This is a genomic window from Stenotrophomonas sp. As-7 (assembly GCF_030291015.1).
In the GTDB taxonomy this organism is placed as follows: Bacteria; Pseudomonadota; Gammaproteobacteria; order Xanthomonadales; family Xanthomonadaceae; genus Stenotrophomonas; species Stenotrophomonas lactitubi.
The window spans coordinates 3057666-3074814 of the sequence record NZ_CP127405.1; the positions used below are offsets into that span (position 1 = coordinate 3057666).

Sequence of the window (17149 nt, forward strand, 5' to 3'; positions counted from 1 at the left end):
GTTCCGGTTCACGCATGCCAGGCATGGCCTGGCACTACATCACTTACGCGCCGTGGGCAGCGAGCTGACCCAGGCGCTGCACTGCGACCGAAACGGTCGGGTAGTCCAGGGTCTTCTGCTCGGCCAGTTCAGCCAGCATCGCCAGGGTGAAGCGCAGGCTGCTGTCGTCACGACCGATCCACGCGGCCACCTTGGCTTCAGCGGTGCTGCCCTTGGTGGCCAGCACCTGGCCAGCCAGGCTGCGGTGGTGCGCGGCCAGTTCGTCGCGCAGCACGCCACGTGCCACCGCGTGCCAGCGGCCGTTGACCTCCAGCGCGTCGATCTGCTCGAACAGCCACGGCAGCTGCAGGGCGTCGCCCAGGCGGAAGTGGATCTTGGAGACATCCACCGGCTTCAGCTTGCGGGTACGGGCCAGTTCGATGATGTCGAACGCCGGTTCCAGGAAGTGCAGTTCGGCCAGCTGCTGTGCCAGTGCCGACGGCAGGCCCTTTTCCTTCCACTCGGCCACCAGGGCTTCGTAGGTCGGACGCTGCGAATCCGGCAGCACACCCGAAGCAACACGGATGTCGTTGAACGGACCCTGGTAGCGGTTGACCGCCTCGGTGATGCCCGGCATCGGGCCCGGGCGCGACAGCAGCCAGCGTACGAACGAACGCTGCAGCTTCCAGATCACTTCCAGCGCATCGATCTGCACCGACTCCGGCAGAGTGCCGTCGAGGGCGTCGATCTGCGCCCACAGCGCGCGTGCATCCAGCGTTTCGCGGCTGATGGTGTAGGCCTTGGCGACCTCGGCGATGGTGCGGCCGGTGTCTTCCTGCATGCGCATCAGGAAGGTGGCGCCCATGCGGTTGATGGTCTGGTTGGTCACGGCCGTGGCGATGATTTCGCGCTTCAGGCGGTGACGCTCCATCGCGTCGGCGTACTTCTTCTGCAGCGGGGTCGGGAAGTAGCGCTGCAGTTCCTTGGACAGGTACGGATCTTCCGGGATGTCCGAATCCAGCAGCTGGGCGAACGCCACCAGCTTGGAATAGGACAGCAGCACCGACAGCTCCGGACGGGTCAGGCCCTGGCCGCGCGCCTTGCGCTGGGACAGCTCGGCATCGGATGGCAGGAACTCGATCTGGCGATCCAGCAGGCCCTGCTGTTCCAGGGTACGGATGAAGTGCTGCTTGGAACCCAGGCGCTTGACCGCCATCCGCTCCATCAGGCTCAGGGCCTGGTTCTGGCGGTAGTTGTCGTTGAGCACCAGTGCGGCGACTTCGTCGGTCATCGACGCCAGCAGCTTGTTGCGCTGCTCGACGGTCAGCTTCTTGGCCCGCACCACATCGTTGAGCAGGATCTTGATGTTGACTTCATGGTCGGAGGTATCCACACCGGCCGAGTTGTCGATGAAGTCGGTGTTGAGCAGCACGCCAGCCTGGGCGGCTTCGATGCGGCCCAGCTGGGTCATGCCCAGGTTGCCGCCCTCGCCCACCACCTTGCAGCGCAGCTCGCCACCGTTCACGCGCAGGGCGTTGTTGGCGCGGTCGCCGACATCGCTGTGCTGCTCGCTGGCGGCCTTGACGTAGGTACCGATGCCGCCGTTCCACAGCAGGTCGACCGGTGCCTTCAGGATCGCGCTCATCAGGTCATTCGGCGACAGCGCCTTGACGCTCTCGTCCAGGCCCAGCACCTCACGCACCTGCGGGGTGATCTCGATCGACTTCAGGCTGCGCGGATACACGCCGCCGCCCTTGCTGATCAGCTTGGCGTCGTAGTCCGCCCAGCTCGAACGCGGCACGGTGAACAGACGCTCACGTTCGACGAACGTGGTCGCTGCATCCGGGTTCGGGTCCAGGAAGATGTGGCGGTGGTCGAACGCAGCGACCAGGCGGATGTGGCGCGACAACAGCATGCCGTTGCCGAACACGTCGCCGGACATGTCGCCGACGCCGACCGCGGTGAAGTCCTGGGTCTGGCTGTCACGGCCCAGTGCACGGAAGTGGCGCTTGACCGACTCCCATGCGCCGCGCGCGGTGATACCCATGCCCTTGTGGTCGTAGCCGACCGAACCACCGGAGGCGAACGCATCGCCCATCCAGAAGCCGTGCGCGATGGCCAGGCCGTTGGCGATGTCGGAGAAGGTCGCGGTGCCCTTGTCGGCAGCCACCACCAGGTACGGATCGTCCATGTCATGACGCACGACATCCACCGGCGGCACGATCTTGTTGTTGACGATGTTGTCGGTGATGTCCAGCAGGCCCTGGATGAACAGCTTGTAGCAGGCCACACCGTTGGCGAAGATCGCATCGCGATCGCCGTTCACCGGCGGCATCTTGGCGAAGAAGCCACCCTTCGCGCCGACCGGCACGATGACGGTGTTCTTGACCATCTGCGCCTTGACCAGGCCCAGCACTTCGGTACGGAAGTCTTCGCGGCGATCCGACCAGCGCAGGCCGCCACGGGCGACGGCACCGAAGCGCAGGTGGGTACCTTCCACGCGCGGGCCATACACGAAGATTTCGCGGTACGGGCGCGGCTTCGGCAGGTCCGGCACCAGGGCCGAATCGAACTTGAAGCTGATGACATGGCCATGCTGGCCGTTGCCATCTGTCTGGTAGTAGCTGGTGCGCAGGGTCGCATCGATCACGCCCATGAAGGAACGCAGGATGCGGTCCTCGTCCAGGCTCGACACGCGGTCCATCAGCTTCAGCAGCGCTTCGCGCGCGGCCTGCATCTGCGCATCGCGGTCGCCCTTGCGGGCGTCGACCACAGTCTTGAGCACCTTCAGGGTGGCCTCGTCGCCGGCAGCCGGCACGTCGAGGTGGGCCTTCAGCTGGGCCTGGCCGGTGGCGATGTCTTCCTTGCTTTCATGACCGGTGGCCGGATCGAAGCGGGCTTCGAACAGTTCGACCAGCAGGCGTGCCAGCAGCGGGTAGCGGGTGAAGGTACCTTCGACGTACGCCTGCGAGAACGGCACGCCGGTCTGCAGCAGGTACTTGCAGTAGCCACGCAGCATGGCGACCTGGCGCCAGTGCAGGCCGGCCGCCAGCACCAGGCGGTTGAAGCCATCGTTCTCGGCATCGCCGTGCCACACGCGGGCAAAGGTCTCACCGAAGGCTTCATCGACGCTGGCCGCGTCGATCGCACCGGCGGTCGATTCGACTTCGAAGTCCTGCACGTACACCGGCGCGTTGTCCACCGACAGGCGGTACGGACGCTCGGCGATCACGCGCAGGCCCATGTTTTCCATCATCGGCAGCGCGTCCGACAGCGGGATGTCATCCAGCTGGCGATACAGCTTCAGGCGCAGGCCATCGCCGGATTCGCGCGGCACGGCCTGCAGGCTCAGGCGCAGGTCGTCCGGGCCGGTCAGCGCGTCGAGCTGGCTGACATCGTTGGCGGCAACGGCGGTGCTGTTGTCTTCGATGTAACCGGCCGGCAGCGCCTTGCCGATACGCGCAGCAATGCGCAGGCCTTCGGCTTCGCCATGGCGGGTGACCAGCGCTTCGCGCAGATCGTCCTGCCAGTTGCGCAGCACCTGGGCCAGCTTCTGCTCCAGTTCGGCGGTATCGACGTCGAGCATTTCGCCCGGCTTCGGACGTACGATCAGATGCACCTGGGCCAACGGCGATTCACCCAGCACCACCGAGCTGTCCACGTACTCGCCGTGCAGTGCTTCCTTCAGCATCGCTTCGATGCGCAGACGCACGTCGGTGTTGAAACGCTCGCGCGGCAGGTAGACCAGCGCGGAAATGAAACGGCTGTACTTGTCGCGACGCAGGAACAGGCGGCTGCGCACACGCTCCTGCAGGCCCAGCACGCCCATCGCGGTGCGGAACAGTTCGTCCTCGCTGGACTGGAACAGTTCTTCGCGCGGCAGGGTTTCCAGGATGTGACGCAGGGCCTTGCCGCTATGGCTGGAGCCGGCCAGGCCGGACTGTTTCATCACGTGTTCGTAGCGCTGGCGCACCAGCGGGATTTCCCACGGGCGGCGGTTGTAGGCGCTGGAGGTGAACAGACCGAGGAAGCGCTGTTCGCCGATGATCTTGCCCTTGGCGTCGAATTCCAGCACGCCGATGTAGTCCATGTAGCCGGCGCGGTGCACGCGCGAACGGGCATTGGTCTTGGTCAGGATCAACGCGTCCTTCAGCCCGGACGTAGTGTTCAGGCCCTGGGCGGCCAGGGTCTTGACCGGACGTGCGGCCGACTTGTCCTTGCCGCGCATCAGGCCCAGGCCGGTGTCGTTCAGCGGTGCCAGCACGTCTTCCTTGCCCTGCTTCTCGACGCGGTACTCGCGGTAGCCGAAGAAGGTGAAGTGGTTGTCGGCGGCCCAGCGCAGGAATTCCTGTGCTTCCTTGCGCGAGGCAGCGTCGACGGGCAGCTGGCGGCTGCCGAGGTCGTCGGCCAGCGCCAGCGCCTTGTCCTGCATCGGCTGCCAGTCGCGCACGATGGCGCGCACTTCATCCAGCGCCTTGTTGATGGCCTGCTCGATGTCTGCCATGGCTTCGGCCGGCTGGCGGTCGATCTCCAGCAGCATCACCGATTCCAGCGGGCCCTCGCCGACCTTGGTCAGCTTGCCGGCCTTGTCACGGGTGAAATGCAGCACCGGGTGACCCAGCACATGCACGCCAACGCCGTGCTCGGCCAGCGACATGGTCACGGTGTCGACCAGGAACGGCATGTCGTCGTTGATGATCTGCAGCACGGTGTGCGGCGATTCCCAACCGTTGGCCTTCACCGTCGGGTTGAAGACGCGGACGTTGGCCTTGCCGGACTTGCGGGCGCGGGCGAACTCCAGCGTTTCGGCGGCAAGCGCGGCCCATTCCTCAGCGCTGTGATGGGGGAACTCGTCGGCCTCCATGCGCTTGTAGAAGCTGGAGGCAAATGCCACTGCCTCGGCCTGAGCGGCCGCGGGGTAACGCTTGCGCAAGGCCGTGTACACCGGCTCCAGGGAGAAACCAGCGGTCACTGCGACCTCCGACTCAACTGGTTTGCTTTTGTTTTTCACGGTCTTGGCTGCGGTTTTTTGCGGTTTCATGGCAGAGCGGCGCGCTTGCTCAGTTGGGAAAATGAAATTGTAGCCCTACCGCACGAAAAGGCCTTGCTGCAGGACGGAATAACCAGATTCGGGTTTGCTGCGGTTTAGACGCCCTATTCAGTTCGCACCGGTATGGGCATCGCGGTCGCACAGCGTTGCCGACAGGATCGGCAAAACGTGTTACCGGAAGACACATGCGGCAACATCGGCGCGATTCCACAATCCTGAACTGGACGGTATAGTCCACCGCGTGAATCCGGCCTACCTTCCTGTCGCCCTCGACGCGCGTGATGAGCGCGTGTTCGATGCCGTGCGCGAACTGCTTGCCCAGCAGGGCATGCAGATGAGCATGGACGCGGTTGCCCAGCATGCCGGCTGCTCGAAGCAGACCCTGTACTCGCGCTACGGCAACAAGCAGGCCCTGCTGCGGCGGGTGATGCAGCGCCATGTCGGTCACGCGACCGGGGCCATGCTACGTGCACTCCGCGGTGACGACCTGCGTGGCAGCCTGCTGCAGTTCGCCACCGACTTCCTGGAGCACTTCAACCAGCCCCACGTCGGTCAGGCCTGCCGCCTGATCGCCGCCGATGCAGCACAGTTTCCCGAAGAGGCGCGTACGCTGTACCGGCATGGCGCCGGCGCGCTGACGCTTCATCTTGCTGAATGGATTGAAACCGTTTGCAGTCGCGGTCTGCTGCGGCATGACGACCCGCACTTCATGGCCGAACTGCTGCTGAGCATGATCGCCGGTCAGGATTTCGACAAACAGCGCTTCCATACCCCCCATCGTGATGACGCAGCGTTGCGTCGGCGCTGGGCAGAGTTCTCCGTCGATGGCTTCCTGCGCGCGTTCGCGCCGCAGCCCTCGCCGGCCCCGTCTTCAAACCAACCCCGGAGTTCCTCCTGATGACCGCCCCACTCCGCACCCTTGCCTTGACGTGCGCCGTTGCTGTCGCCGTAGCTGCCTGCAAGAAGCCGGAACAGCCGACGCCCCCACCGCCGGAGGTGGGCGTGATCGACGCCAAGCCGCAGACCCTGCCGCTGCAGCGCGAGCTGGTCGGTCGCCTGTCGCCGTTCCGCAGCGCCGATGTGCGCGCCCGCGTACCTGGCGTGCTGCTCAAGCGCGTCTATCAGGAAGGCAGCGAGGTCAAGCAGGGCCAGACCCTGTTCCTGATCGATCCGGCACCGCTGCGCGCCTCGCTCAGCGCCTCCGAAGCCCAGCTGGCGTCGGCCCGCGCGACCTACGCCAACGCCAAGGTCGCCGCTGACCGCGCCCGTTCGCTGGCACCGCAGAAGTTCGTGTCCAAGGCCGACCTGGACAACGCCGAGTCGGCCGAGCGCACCGCGCTGGCCGCAGTCAAGCAGGCCGAAGCCTCGGTGACCAGCAGCCGCATCAGCCTGGGCTACACCAACGTCACCGCCCCGATCAGCGGCGTGGCCAACAAGCAGCAGGTGACCGAAGGCGCGCTGGTCGGCCAGGGCGATGTGACCCTGCTGACCACCGTGGACCAGCTCGACCCGCTGTACGTGAACTTCTCGCTGAGCGTGGATGAACTGACCCAGCTGCGTGCGCAGCAGGCCAAGGGCACGCTGGCCCTGTCCGGCGACGGCAAGGCCACGGTCAACGTCAAGCTGGCCGACGGCAGCACCTACAGCGAACCGGGCACGCTGGACTTCTCCTCGACCACGGTCGACCCGGCCACCGGCGCGGTGTCGCTGCGTGCGGTGCTGCCGAACCCGCAGAAGATCCTGCTGCCGGGCGCCTTCGTCAGCTTCCAGGCCAACCTGGGCGAACGCAACAACGCCTACCTGGTGCCGCAGCAGGCGCTGCTGCGCGATACCACCGGCGGCTATGTGATGGTGGTCGGCGCCGACGGCAAGGTCGTCCGCAAGAACGTCAAGACCGACGGCGCGCAGAACGGCAACTGGCTGGTCAGCGAAGGCCTGGCCGCCGGTGACAAGGTGGTCGTCGCCGGCGTACAGAAGGTCAAGGAAGGTACGCCGGCCACGGCCAAGCCGTGGACCCCGGGCCAGGACGCCAACGGCAAGCCTGCCGCCGGCGCCGCTGCTCCGGGTGCCGCTGCTCCGGGTGCCGCTGCTCCGGGCGCGGCTGCTGCGGCTCCGGCCGACGCCAAGGCACCGGCCAAGGCTGACCAGGCCGACAAGGCCGAGCCGGCCGCCACCGAATCGAACAAGCAGTAACGGGACCTTCCGTCATGCCTAAATTTTTCATTGAACATCCAGTCTTCGCCTGGGTGGTGGCGATCCTGATCTCGCTCAGCGGCGTGATCGCGATCCTCAACCTCGGCGTAGAGTCCTACCCCAACATCGCCCCGCCGCAGGTGACCGTCTCGGCCACCTACCCGGGCGCGAGCGCGGACACCACGGAGAAGTCGGTCACCCAGGTGATCGAGCAGCAGCTGACCGGTATCGATCACCTGCTGTACTTCAGCTCCTCGTCCGCGTCCAACGGCCGCGCCTCGATCACCCTGACCTTCGAGACCGGTACCGATCCGGACATCGCCCAGGTGCAGGTGCAGAACAAGGTCTCGCTGGCCACGCCGCGACTGCCTTCGGAAGTCACCCAGCAGGGCGTGGTGGTGGCCAAGGCCAACGCCGGCTTCCTGATGGTGGTGGCGCTGCAGTCCGATACGCCGACCATCAACCGTGACGCGCTGAACGACATCGTCGGTTCGCGTGTGCTCGACCAGGTCTCGCGCATCCCCGGCGTCGGCAGCACCCAGCAGTTCGGTTCCGAGTACGCCATGAACATCTGGCTCAACCCGGAAAAGATGCAGGGCTATGGCCTGTCGGCCAGCCAGGTGCTGGCGGCGGTACGTGCGCAGAACGTGCAGTTCGCCGCCGGTGCACTGGGCTCCGACCCGTCACCGGAAGGCCAGCACTTCACCGCCACGGTATCGGCCGAAGGCCGCTTCAGCTCGCCGCAGGAGTTCGAGAACATCATCCTGCGGGCCAACGCTGATGGCTCGCGCGTACTGTTGAAGGACATCGCCCGCGTTGCCTTCGGTGCCAACAACTATGGCTTCGATACCCAGTACAACGGCAAGCCCACCGGCGCCTTCGCGATCCAGCTGCTGCCGGGCGCCAACGCCCTGAACGTGGCCGAGGCCGTGCGCGGCAAGATGGACGAGCTGCAGCCCAGCTTCCCCTCCGGCGTCACCTGGTTCTCGCCGTACGACAGCACCACCTTCGTCAAGATCTCGATCCAGGAAGTGGTCAAGACCCTGTTCGAAGCCGTGTTGCTGGTGTTCCTGGTGATGCTGATCTTCCTGCAGAACTTCCGCGCCACCCTGATCCCGACGCTGGTCATCCCGGTGGCCCTGCTGGGTACGTTCCTGGGCATGTGGATGATCGGCTTCACGATCAACCAGCTGACCCTGTTCGCGATGGTGCTGGCGATCGGCATCGTGGTCGATGACGCGATCGTGGTGATCGAGAACGTCGAACGCATCATGACCGAGGAAGGCCTGGCGCCGAAGCCGGCCACGCAGAAGGCGATGACCCAGATCACCGGCGCGGTGGTGGCCATCACCGTGGTGCTGGCGGCGGTGTTCATCCCCTCGGCCCTGCAGGGCGGTGCGGCCGGTGAAATCTACAAGCAGTTCGCCCTGACCATCGCCATCTCGATGGCGTTCTCGGCGTTCCTGGCACTGGGCTTCACCCCGGCGCTGTGCGCGACGTTCCTCAAGCCGACGCACAACGACAACCCGAACATCATCTATCGCACCTTCAACAAGTACTACGACAAGATCAGCCACACCTATGTGGGCCACATCACCTCCGCGGTGCGCCATGCACCGCGCTGGATGATCCTGTTCGTGGTGCTGACCGCGCTGTGCGGCTTCCTGTTCACCCGCATGCCGGGCAGCTTCCTGCCGGAAGAAGACCAGGGCTATGCACTGGCGATCGTGCAGTTGCCGCCGGGCTCGACCAAGAGCCAGACCAACGAAGCGTTCGCACAGATGCGCGGTATCCTGGAAAAGCAGGATGGCTATGAAGGCATGCTGCAGGTGGCCGGCTTCAGCTTCGTCGGTTCCGGCGAGAACGTGGGCATGGGCTTCATCCGCCTGAAGCCGTGGGAAGAGCGCAAGTTCACTGCTCCGGAGTTCATCCAGAACATGAACGGCGCGTTCTACGGCATCAAGGAAGCGCAGATCTTCGTGGTCAACCTGCCGACCGTGCAGGGCCTTGGCCAGTTCGGTGGCTTCGACATGTGGCTGCAGGACCGTAGTGGCGCCGGTTACGAGCAGCTGACCCAGGCCCGCAACATCCTGCTCGGCCAGGCCGCGCAGAAGCCGGACCATCTGGTCGGCGTGCGCCCGAACGGCCTGGAAAACGCCCCGCAGCTGCAGCTGCACGTGGACCGCGTGCAGGCGCAGTCGATGGGCATGTCGGTGTCGGACGTGTACAGCACCATCCAGCTGATGCTGGCCCCGGTGTACGTCAACGACTTCTTCTACGAAGGCCGCATCAAGCGCGTGACCATGCAGGCCGATGGTCCGTACCGCACCGGCCAGGAATCGCTGAAGAGCTTCTACAGCCCGTCCAGCCTGACCACCAATGCCGATGGCACCAACGCGATGATCCCGCTGAGCACGGTGGTCAAGTCCGAATGGGTCTCGGCACCGCCGTCGCTGAGCCGCTACAACGGCTACTCGGCAATCAACATCGTCGGTTCGCAGGCACCGGGCACCAGCTCCGGTGAAGCGATGCAGACGATGGAAGGCATCGTCAACGACGACCTGCCGGCGGGCTTCGGCTACGACTGGTCCGGCCTGTCCTACCAGGAAATCCTGGCCGGCAACGCCGCGACGCTGCTGCTGGTGCTGTCCATCGTGGTGGTGTTCCTGTGCCTGGCCGCACTGTATGAAAGCTGGTCGATTCCGGTGGCGGTACTGCTGGTGGTACCGCTCGGCGTGCTGGGTGCACTCGCCCTGTCGATGATGCGCGGCCTGCCGAACGACCTGTTCTTCAAGATCGGCCTGATCACCGTGATCGGCCTGGCCGCGAAGAACGCGATCCTGATCGTGGAGTTCGCGGTGGAGCAGCGTGCGGCGGGCAAGACCCTGCGCGATGCCACCATCGAAGCGGCGCGCCTGCGATTCCGCCCGATCCTGATGACGTCCTTCGCGTTCATCATGGGCGTGATCCCGATGGCGATCTCCACCGGTGCAGGCGCCAACTCGCGTCACGCCATCGGCACCGGCGTGATCGGCGGCATGCTGTTCGCCACCCTGCTCGGCCTGCTGATGATCCCGGTGTTCTTCGTGGTCGTGCGGCGCATGCTGGGCGACAAGCTGGATGAACCGTCGAAGGAATTCCTCGGCCGCCAGCGTGACGCGGAATCCGCCCACCGCCCGGATCGTTGATCCAACGGTGAGTTGAAACGAGAAAGGCCCCGGAGCGATCCGGGGCCTTTTTCTTTGCTGCTTTTGAATCCATGCCAACCAAGGTTGGCATCTACCAGAGCAGCGGCACGCCCGGTAGCCGCCAACCTTGGATGGCGCTCTCCAAGGCGACGTGTCAGCGCAGCACTGCGGTCACCACGCACACAGCCACGAGAATCAGCGCAGCCCACTGCATCGGCACGAAGAAGAAATGATGGGGTGCGGCCTCTCCCTTCTGCCGGGGCACACGGTTCAGCCACAGGCCCAGGAGCACGTTCACTGCCGCACCGATGCCACCGCCCAGCAGCACCTGCTGCAGCGGAATGTTGCCCTTGGGGCCGTCGTGCGGGAAGAAGTACGCCAGCAACAGGATGCCTGCGATCGGCGTCACCAGCGTCATGAAGCCCCAGCCGCGGTAGATCATGCGGTATCTCCAGAAAAACGATCCGCATTACAGCAGCATGGATCCTGGCAGGCCAGAGGCGGGTACGCCACTTGGACACAACGCCATCCACGCGTGGCGTGGATCTACGGCCGCGCCGCCATTGCAGCGGCGCGGCCGTTGGTGATCAGCGCAGGCCGGTCTCGTTGCGGGCGATCACGAGGCGCTGGATCTCCGAGGTACCTTCGTAGATCTCGGTGATCTTGGCATCACGGAAGTAGCGCTCCAGCGGCATTTCCTTGGAATAGCCCATGCCGCCATGGATCTGCACGGCCTGGTGGGTGATCCACATCGCCGCTTCCGAAGCAGTCAGCTTGGCGATGGCCGCCTCGTTGCTGAAGCGCTTGCCCTCGCCTTTCACCCAGGCCGCACGCAGGGTCAGCAGCAGCGCCGCGTCCAGCTTGCACTTCATGTCGGCGATCTTCGCCTGAGTCATCTGGAAGGTACCGATGGCCGCACCGAAGGCCTTGCGATCCTTCACGTACTCCAGGGTCGCTTCATAGGCGGCACGCGCGATACCGATCGCCTGCGAGGCGATGCCGATGCGGCCAGCGTCAAGCACGCCCATGGCGATCTTGAAGCCCTCGCCTTCCAGGCCCAGCACGTCTTCCGGCTGCGCCACGTAATCGTTGAACTCGATCTCGCAGGTGGCCGAGGCACGGATGCCCAGCTTCGGTTCGGTCTTGCCGCGACCGAAACCGGACTTGTCGGTGTCGATCATGAACGCCGTGATGCCGCGCGCGCCCTTGTCAGGCTCGCTCATCGCGAACAGCACGATGTACTTGGCCACCGGGCCCGAAGTGATCCAGCTCTTCTTGCCGTTGATCACGTAGCTGCCGTCGGCCTGCTTGATCGCACGGCAACGCATCGCGGTGGCGTCCGAACCCGACTGCGGCTCGGTCAGCGCGAAAGCACCGATGGCCTCGCCCTCGGCGATGGCGCGCACGTATTTCTGCTTCTGCGCTTCACTGCCATGGGTCAGGATGCCATTGCAGAACAGCGAATTGTTGACCGACATGATGGTCGAATGCGCAGCATCACCGGCGGCGACCTCCACCATCGCCAGCACGTACGCGATCGGGTCCATGCCTGCGCCACCATACTCGGACGGCACTTCGATGCCCATCAGGCCGTTCTCGCCCAGCAGGCGGATGTTGTCCAGCGGGAACTCGCCCGTACGGTCATGGTGCTCCGCACTCGGGGCGATCTTTTCCTGCGCAATGCGACGCGCCACGTCCTGCAGCATCAACTGCTCTTCGGTAAAGCTGAAATCCACAACACCCTCCCGGGTACATGATGTTATGGGCGCGCAGCGCGCGCCCAGGTGCCCCGATTGTACCGGGGCCGCGCATCGGCGGCTGACTGGCGGGGAGCTGCGACTTGACCACAAGGGGGACGGTCGGCGAATATATCTCTATATCGCGATAGGTAGATATTTATGGATCTGGAAGACTGGTCGACCCGCCTGAAGGTGTTCGCCGACGCTACCCGTGTGCGCCTGCTGGCGCTGCTGGAGCAGGAAGAGCTGACCGTGGCCGAACTCTCGGCCATCACCCGGCTGGCGCAGCCGCGGGTGTCCACTCATCTGGCGCGCCTGAAGGAAGCCGGCCTGGTGCGCGACCGCCGGGCGGGCGTGTCGGCCTATTACCGCTTCGACGAGGCCCAGCTGGACCCGGCGCAGCGTGCATTGTGGCATGCACTGAGCAACGGAAGCGACGACCCCTTGCTGCGCCAGGACGCTGAGCGGGTTGCTGCGGTGCTTGCCCACCGCGCTTCCGACCAGAACTGGGCCGACAGCGTGGCCGGTGACATGGAACGCCACTACTCTCCGGGGCGCACCTGGGAAGCGCTGGCGCGCACCGCGCTGCCGTTGCTGGAAACCGGCGACGTGCTGGATATCGCCTCCGGCGACGGTGTGCTGGCCGAACTGGTTGCCCCGCACGCCCGGCGTTACGTGTGCATCGACACCAGTGCGCGCGTGGTGGCCGCCGCCAGCGAACGCCTGCGGCGCCTGCCCAATGTGGAAGTGCGCGAGGGCGACATGCATGCCCTGCCCTTCAAGGACCGCAGCTTCGACCTGGTCGTGCTGATGCACGCGCTGACCTACGCCAGCAAGCCGGCGCAGGCCGTCACCGAGGCCGCGCGCGTGCTGCGCCCCGGCGGTCGCCTGCTGCTGTGCAGCCTGGCCCGCCACGAGCACAAGGCCGCGGTCGATGCCTATGGCCACGTCAACCTCGGCTTCAGCGACAAGGAGCTGAAGAAGTTCGTCGACAAGGCCGGCCTGCAGGTCTCCAACCTGGAAACGGTCACCCGCGAAAAGCGCCCGCCGCATTTCGAAGTGATCTCGCTGATCGCCAACAAGCCCTGAGGTCGACATGCCCGCCCTGCCCTGGCTGCACCCGGAACGCGTGGAATTGCTGCTCGCCGCCCTGCGTGATCGCATCCTGATCATCGACGGCGCGATGGGCACGATGATCCAGCGACATGGCCTGCAGGAAGAGGACTATCGGGGCGAGCGCTTCGCCGGCGGTTACGACCACACCCATGGCCCTGGCTGCGACCATGGCGCAACACCGGAAGGCCACGACCTGAAAGGCAACAATGATCTGTTGCTGCTGACCCGGCCGGAGGTCATCGCCGGCATCCACAGTGCGTATCTGGAAGCCGGCGCGGACCTGGTGGAAACCAATACCTTCAACGCCACCTCGGTCAGCCAGGCCGACTACCACCTCGAACACCTGGTGTACGAGCTGAACAAGGCTGGCGCTGCCGTCGCCCGTGCCTGCTGTGATGCGGTGGCGGCGACCACGCCGGGCAAGCCACGCTTCGTCATCGGTGTGCTCGGCCCGACCAGCCGCACGGCCTCGATCAGCCCGGACGTCAACGATCCCGGTTTCCGCAACACCAGTTTCGACGAGCTGCGCAGTACCTACCGCGAAGCCATTGATGGCCTGATCGATGGTGGTGCCGACACGATCATGGTCGAGACCATCTTCGATACGCTCAATGCCAAGGCCGCGCTGTATGCCATCGAGGAAGCCTTCGATGCACGTGGCGCGCGACTGCCGATCATGATTTCCGGCACCATCACCGATGCCTCCGGGCGCACCCTGTCCGGGCAGACCGCCGAGGCCTTCCAGGCCTCGCTGGCGCATGCACGGCCGTTGTCGATCGGCCTGAACTGCGCGCTCGGCGCCGACGCGATGCGTCCACATGTGGAAACCCTGTCGCAGGTGTCGGACTGCTACGTCAGTGCCCATCCCAATGCGGGCCTGCCCAATGCGTTCGGCGAGTACGACGAAACACCCGAGGAAATGGCGGCCACCCTGCGCGGCTTTGCCGAAGATGGTCTGCTGAATCTGGTCGGTGGCTGCTGCGGCTCCACCCCGGACCACATCCGCGCGATCGCGCTGGCGGTGGCCGGTCTGCCGCCGCGCGCCCTGCCGGCCGCCCAGGTCCAGGCCGCATGAGCAGCACTGACACCGCCATCCATCTTCCGCCCTGTTGCCGCTGAGCCGCCGCCCGCCATGACACCTGTCCGCCCTACCCGCCTGTCCGGCCTGGAACCGCTGGTCATCACCCCGGACCTGCTGTTCGTCAACGTCGGTGAACGCACCAACGTCACCGGCAGTGCGCAGTTCCGTAAGCTGATCAAGGAAGGCCGTTACGAAGAAGCGGTGGACGTGGCCCGGCAGCAGGTGGCCAGCGGCGCACAGATCCTCGACGTCAACATGGACGAGGGCCTGATCGATTCGGAAGCGGCAATGACCCGCTACCTCAACCTGATCATGTCCGAGCCGGACATCGCCCGGATTCCGGTGATGGTCGATTCCTCCAAATGGAGCGTGATCGAGGCTGGCCTGAAGTGCCTGCAGGGCAAGAGCGTGGTCAATTCGATCTCGCTGAAGGAAGGCGAGGAGCTGTTCCGCGAGCATGCGCGCAAGGTACTGCGCTATGGCGCCGCCGCGGTGGTGATGGCCTTCGATGAGGCCGGGCAGGCCGACACCTGCGCGCGCAAGGTCGAAATCTGTACCCGCGCCTATCGCCTGCTGGTCGATGAGATCGGCTTCCCGCCGCAGGACATCATCTTCGACCCGAACATCTTCGCCGTCGCCACCGGCATTGAAGAGCATGACAACTACGCGGTCGACTTCATCGAAGCCACCCGCATCATCAAGCAGACGCTGCCGCACTGCCATGTGTCCGGCGGCGTGTCGAATGTTTCGTTCTCGTTCCGTGGCAACGAGACCGTGCGCCAGGCGATCCACTCGGTGTTCCTGTACCACGCGATCGCCGCGGGCATGGACATGGGCATCGTCAACGCCGGCGCGATGCCGATCTACGACGAACTGGAACCGGACCTGCGCGAGCGGGTGGAAGACGTGATCCTCAACCGCCGCCGTGATGCCACCGAGCGCCTGCTTGAAATCGCCGAGCGCTACAAGGGCAGCAAGGGCGCGGCGAAGACCGAAGACCTGGCCTGGCGCGAGAAGCCGGTGGACGCACGCTTGGCGCATGCGCTGGTGCATGGTCTGGACGCGTGGGTGGAAGCCGATACCGAAGAAGCCCGGCAGCGCTCCAGCCGTCCACTGGACGTGATCGAAGGCCCGCTGATGGATGGGATGAACGTGGTCGGCGATCTGTTCGGTGCCGGCAAGATGTTCCTGCCGCAGGTGGTGAAGTCCGCACGCGTGATGAAGAAGGCGGTGGCCTACCTGCTGCCCTACATCGAGGCCGAGAAGGCACGCAGTGGCGACACCGCCCGCAGCAATGGCAGGATCATCATGGCCACGGTCAAGGGCGATGTGCACGACATCGGCAAGAACATCGTCGGCGTGGTCCTGGCCTGCAACAACTTCGAGGTGATCGATCTCGGTGTGATGGTACCGGCGCAGAAGATCCTGGATGCCGCGCGCGAGCACCATGCCGACATCATCGGCCTGTCCGGCCTGATCACGCCGTCGCTGGAGGAAATGAGCCATGTCGCCCGTGAAATGCAGCGACAGGGCTTTGACCTGCCGCTGATGATCGGCGGTGCGACTACCTCGCGCGCGCACACCGCGTTGAAGATCGACCCGCATTACAAAGCGCCGACGGTCTGGGTGAAGGATGCCTCGCGCGCCGTGGGCGTGGCGCAGTCGCTGATCTCGCGCGAGCTGCGCGATGCGTTCGTCGCTGCCAACGAGGCGGACTATGCCGAGATCCGTACCCGCCATCGCAACCGCGGCGACGCCAAGCGCCTGGTCTCGCTGGAGCATGCACGCGGCCAGAAGTTCAAGTGCGACTGGGAGGCGTACACGCCACCCGCACCGAAGCAGCCGGGTCTGCATGTATTCGATGACTACCCGCTGGCCGAACTGGTGCCCTACATTGACTGGACGCCGTTCTTCCAGGCATGGGAACTGGCCGGCAAGTACCCGGCCATCCTCACCGATGAAATCGTCGGCACCCAGGCCAGCGAGCTTTACCAGGACGCGCGCGCGATGCTGGACCGCATCGTCAACGAGAAGTGGCTGCAGGCCAAGGGCGTGTTCGGCCTGTGGCCCGCCAACAGCATCGGCGACGACGTACGCGTGCAGCATCCCGATGGCGAGGCCACCCTGCACTTCCTGCGGCAACAGGTGGACAAGCCTGCCGAACGCCCGGATTTCTGCCTTGCCGATTTCATCGCCCCGATCGACAGCGGCAAGCAGGACTGGATCGGCGCCTTCGCAGTCACGGCAGGCATCGGTATCGACGCGCACGTGGCTCGTTTCGAGGCCGACCACGACGACTACAACGCGATCCTGTTGAAGGCGCTCGCCGACCGCTTTGCCGAAGCCCTGGCCGAACGCCTGCACCAGCGCGTACGCACCAGCTTCTGGGGTTACGATCACGCCGAAACGCTCGACAACGAAGCGCTGATCGACGAAAAGTACCGCGGCATCCGCCCCGCGCCCGGCTACCCCGCCTGCCCCGAGCACAGCGAAAAGCGCCGATTGTTCGACCTGCTGGGCGCGGAAACCAACGCCGACATGCAGCTGACCGAGAGCTTCGCGATGCTGCCGACCGCGGCAGTGTCGGGCTATTACTTCAGCCACCCGCAGAGCCAGTATTTCGTGGTCGGCCGTCTCGGTCGCGAGCAGGTCATCGATTACGCACGCCGCAAGGGCGTGGACCGCGCGCAGGCCGAGCGCTGGCTGGCATCGAACCTCGACTACGACCCGGAATGAAAAAGGGGACGGAGGGGATTACGTCGTTTGTGCGATAAACGACTTAATCCCCTCCGTCCCCCTTTAA

Annotated in this window: 9 protein-coding genes; 6 read left to right on the forward strand and 3 right to left on the reverse strand. The window is 65.2% G+C overall.

What is annotated here, in order from left to right:
• Positions 1 to 43: 43 nt before the first annotated feature.
• Positions 44 to 5020: an NAD-glutamate dehydrogenase domain-containing protein gene (locus QP457_RS14135; RefSeq protein WP_205405942.1), complete on the reverse strand. Its 4977-nt coding sequence runs from the start codon at positions 5018 to 5020 to the stop codon at positions 44 to 46.
• Between the two features lie 250 nt (positions 5021 to 5270).
• Here QP457_RS14135 and QP457_RS14140 point away from each other — a divergent pair, with 250 nt between their 5' ends.
• Genes QP457_RS14140 through QP457_RS14150 form a run of 3 tightly spaced genes read left to right on the forward strand, consistent with a single transcriptional unit; the run spans position 5271 to position 10410 of the window.
• The gene (locus QP457_RS14140) at positions 5271 to 5927 is read left to right on the forward strand and encodes a TetR/AcrR family transcriptional regulator (RefSeq protein ID WP_025876846.1); all 657 of its coding nucleotides are present in this window, start codon (positions 5271 to 5273) and stop codon (positions 5925 to 5927) included.
• On the forward strand, positions 5927 to 7222 hold the full coding sequence (locus QP457_RS14145; RefSeq protein ID WP_205405943.1) for an efflux RND transporter periplasmic adaptor subunit: 1296 nt from the start codon (positions 5927 to 5929) through the stop codon (positions 7220 to 7222). The genes QP457_RS14140 and QP457_RS14145 overlap by 1 nt, the downstream gene beginning before the upstream one ends.
• A 14-nt stretch (positions 7223 to 7236) precedes the next feature.
• Positions 7237 to 10410, forward strand: a complete 3174-nt coding sequence (locus tag QP457_RS14150; protein ID WP_205405944.1) for a multidrug efflux RND transporter permease subunit — start codon at positions 7237 to 7239, stop codon at positions 10408 to 10410.
• A 154-nt stretch (positions 10411 to 10564) separates the two neighbouring features.
• Here QP457_RS14150 and QP457_RS14155 read toward each other — a convergent pair whose 3' ends face one another.
• Positions 10565 to 10852, reverse strand: a complete 288-nt coding sequence (locus QP457_RS14155) for a hypothetical protein (protein ID WP_205405945.1) — start codon at positions 10850 to 10852, stop codon at positions 10565 to 10567.
• Between the two features lie 145 nt (positions 10853 to 10997).
• Complete coding sequence (locus QP457_RS14160; RefSeq protein ID WP_205405946.1) at positions 10998 to 12146, reverse strand: acyl-CoA dehydrogenase family protein; 1149 nt, start codon at positions 12144 to 12146, stop codon at positions 10998 to 11000.
• A 162-nt stretch (positions 12147 to 12308) separates the two neighbouring features.
• Here QP457_RS14160 and QP457_RS14165 point away from each other — a divergent pair, with 162 nt between their 5' ends.
• From QP457_RS14165 to metH, 3 genes are read left to right on the forward strand one after another with little or no spacing between them, the layout of a single operon-like run.
• Positions 12309 to 13238: a metalloregulator ArsR/SmtB family transcription factor gene (locus tag QP457_RS14165; RefSeq protein WP_089236121.1), complete on the forward strand. Its 930-nt coding sequence runs from the start codon at positions 12309 to 12311 to the stop codon at positions 13236 to 13238.
• 7 nt (positions 13239 to 13245) lie between these two features.
• Positions 13246 to 14340, forward strand: a complete 1095-nt coding sequence (locus QP457_RS14170) for a homocysteine S-methyltransferase family protein (protein WP_205405947.1) — start codon at positions 13246 to 13248, stop codon at positions 14338 to 14340.
• A gap of 57 nt (positions 14341 to 14397) precedes the next feature.
• Complete coding sequence (metH, locus tag QP457_RS14175; RefSeq protein WP_205405948.1) at positions 14398 to 17082, forward strand: methionine synthase; 2685 nt, start codon at positions 14398 to 14400, stop codon at positions 17080 to 17082.
• Positions 17083 to 17149 lie beyond the last annotated feature (67 nt).

Bases quoted from the DNA above. Each gene is read 5' to 3' on its own strand.
- QP457_RS14135 (WP_205405942.1), bottom strand. From the start codon at position 5,020: ATGAAACCGCAAAAAACCGCAGCCAAGACCGTGAAAAACAAAAGCAAA.
- QP457_RS14145 (WP_205405943.1), top strand. From the start codon at position 5,927: ATGACCGCCCCACTCCGCACCCTTGCCTTGACGTGCGCCGTTGCTGTC.
- QP457_RS14150 (WP_205405944.1), top strand. From the start codon at position 7,237: ATGCCTAAATTTTTCATTGAACATCCAGTCTTCGCCTGGGTGGTGGCG.
- QP457_RS14155 (WP_205405945.1), bottom strand. From the start codon at position 10,852: ATGATCTACCGCGGCTGGGGCTTCATGACGCTGGTGACGCCGATCGCA.
- QP457_RS14165 (WP_089236121.1), top strand. From the start codon at position 12,309: ATGGATCTGGAAGACTGGTCGACCCGCCTGAAGGTGTTCGCCGACGCT.
- QP457_RS14170 (WP_205405947.1), top strand. From the start codon at position 13,246: ATGCCCGCCCTGCCCTGGCTGCACCCGGAACGCGTGGAATTGCTGCTC.
- metH (WP_205405948.1), top strand. From the start codon at position 14,398: ATGACACCTGTCCGCCCTACCCGCCTGTCCGGCCTGGAACCGCTGGTC.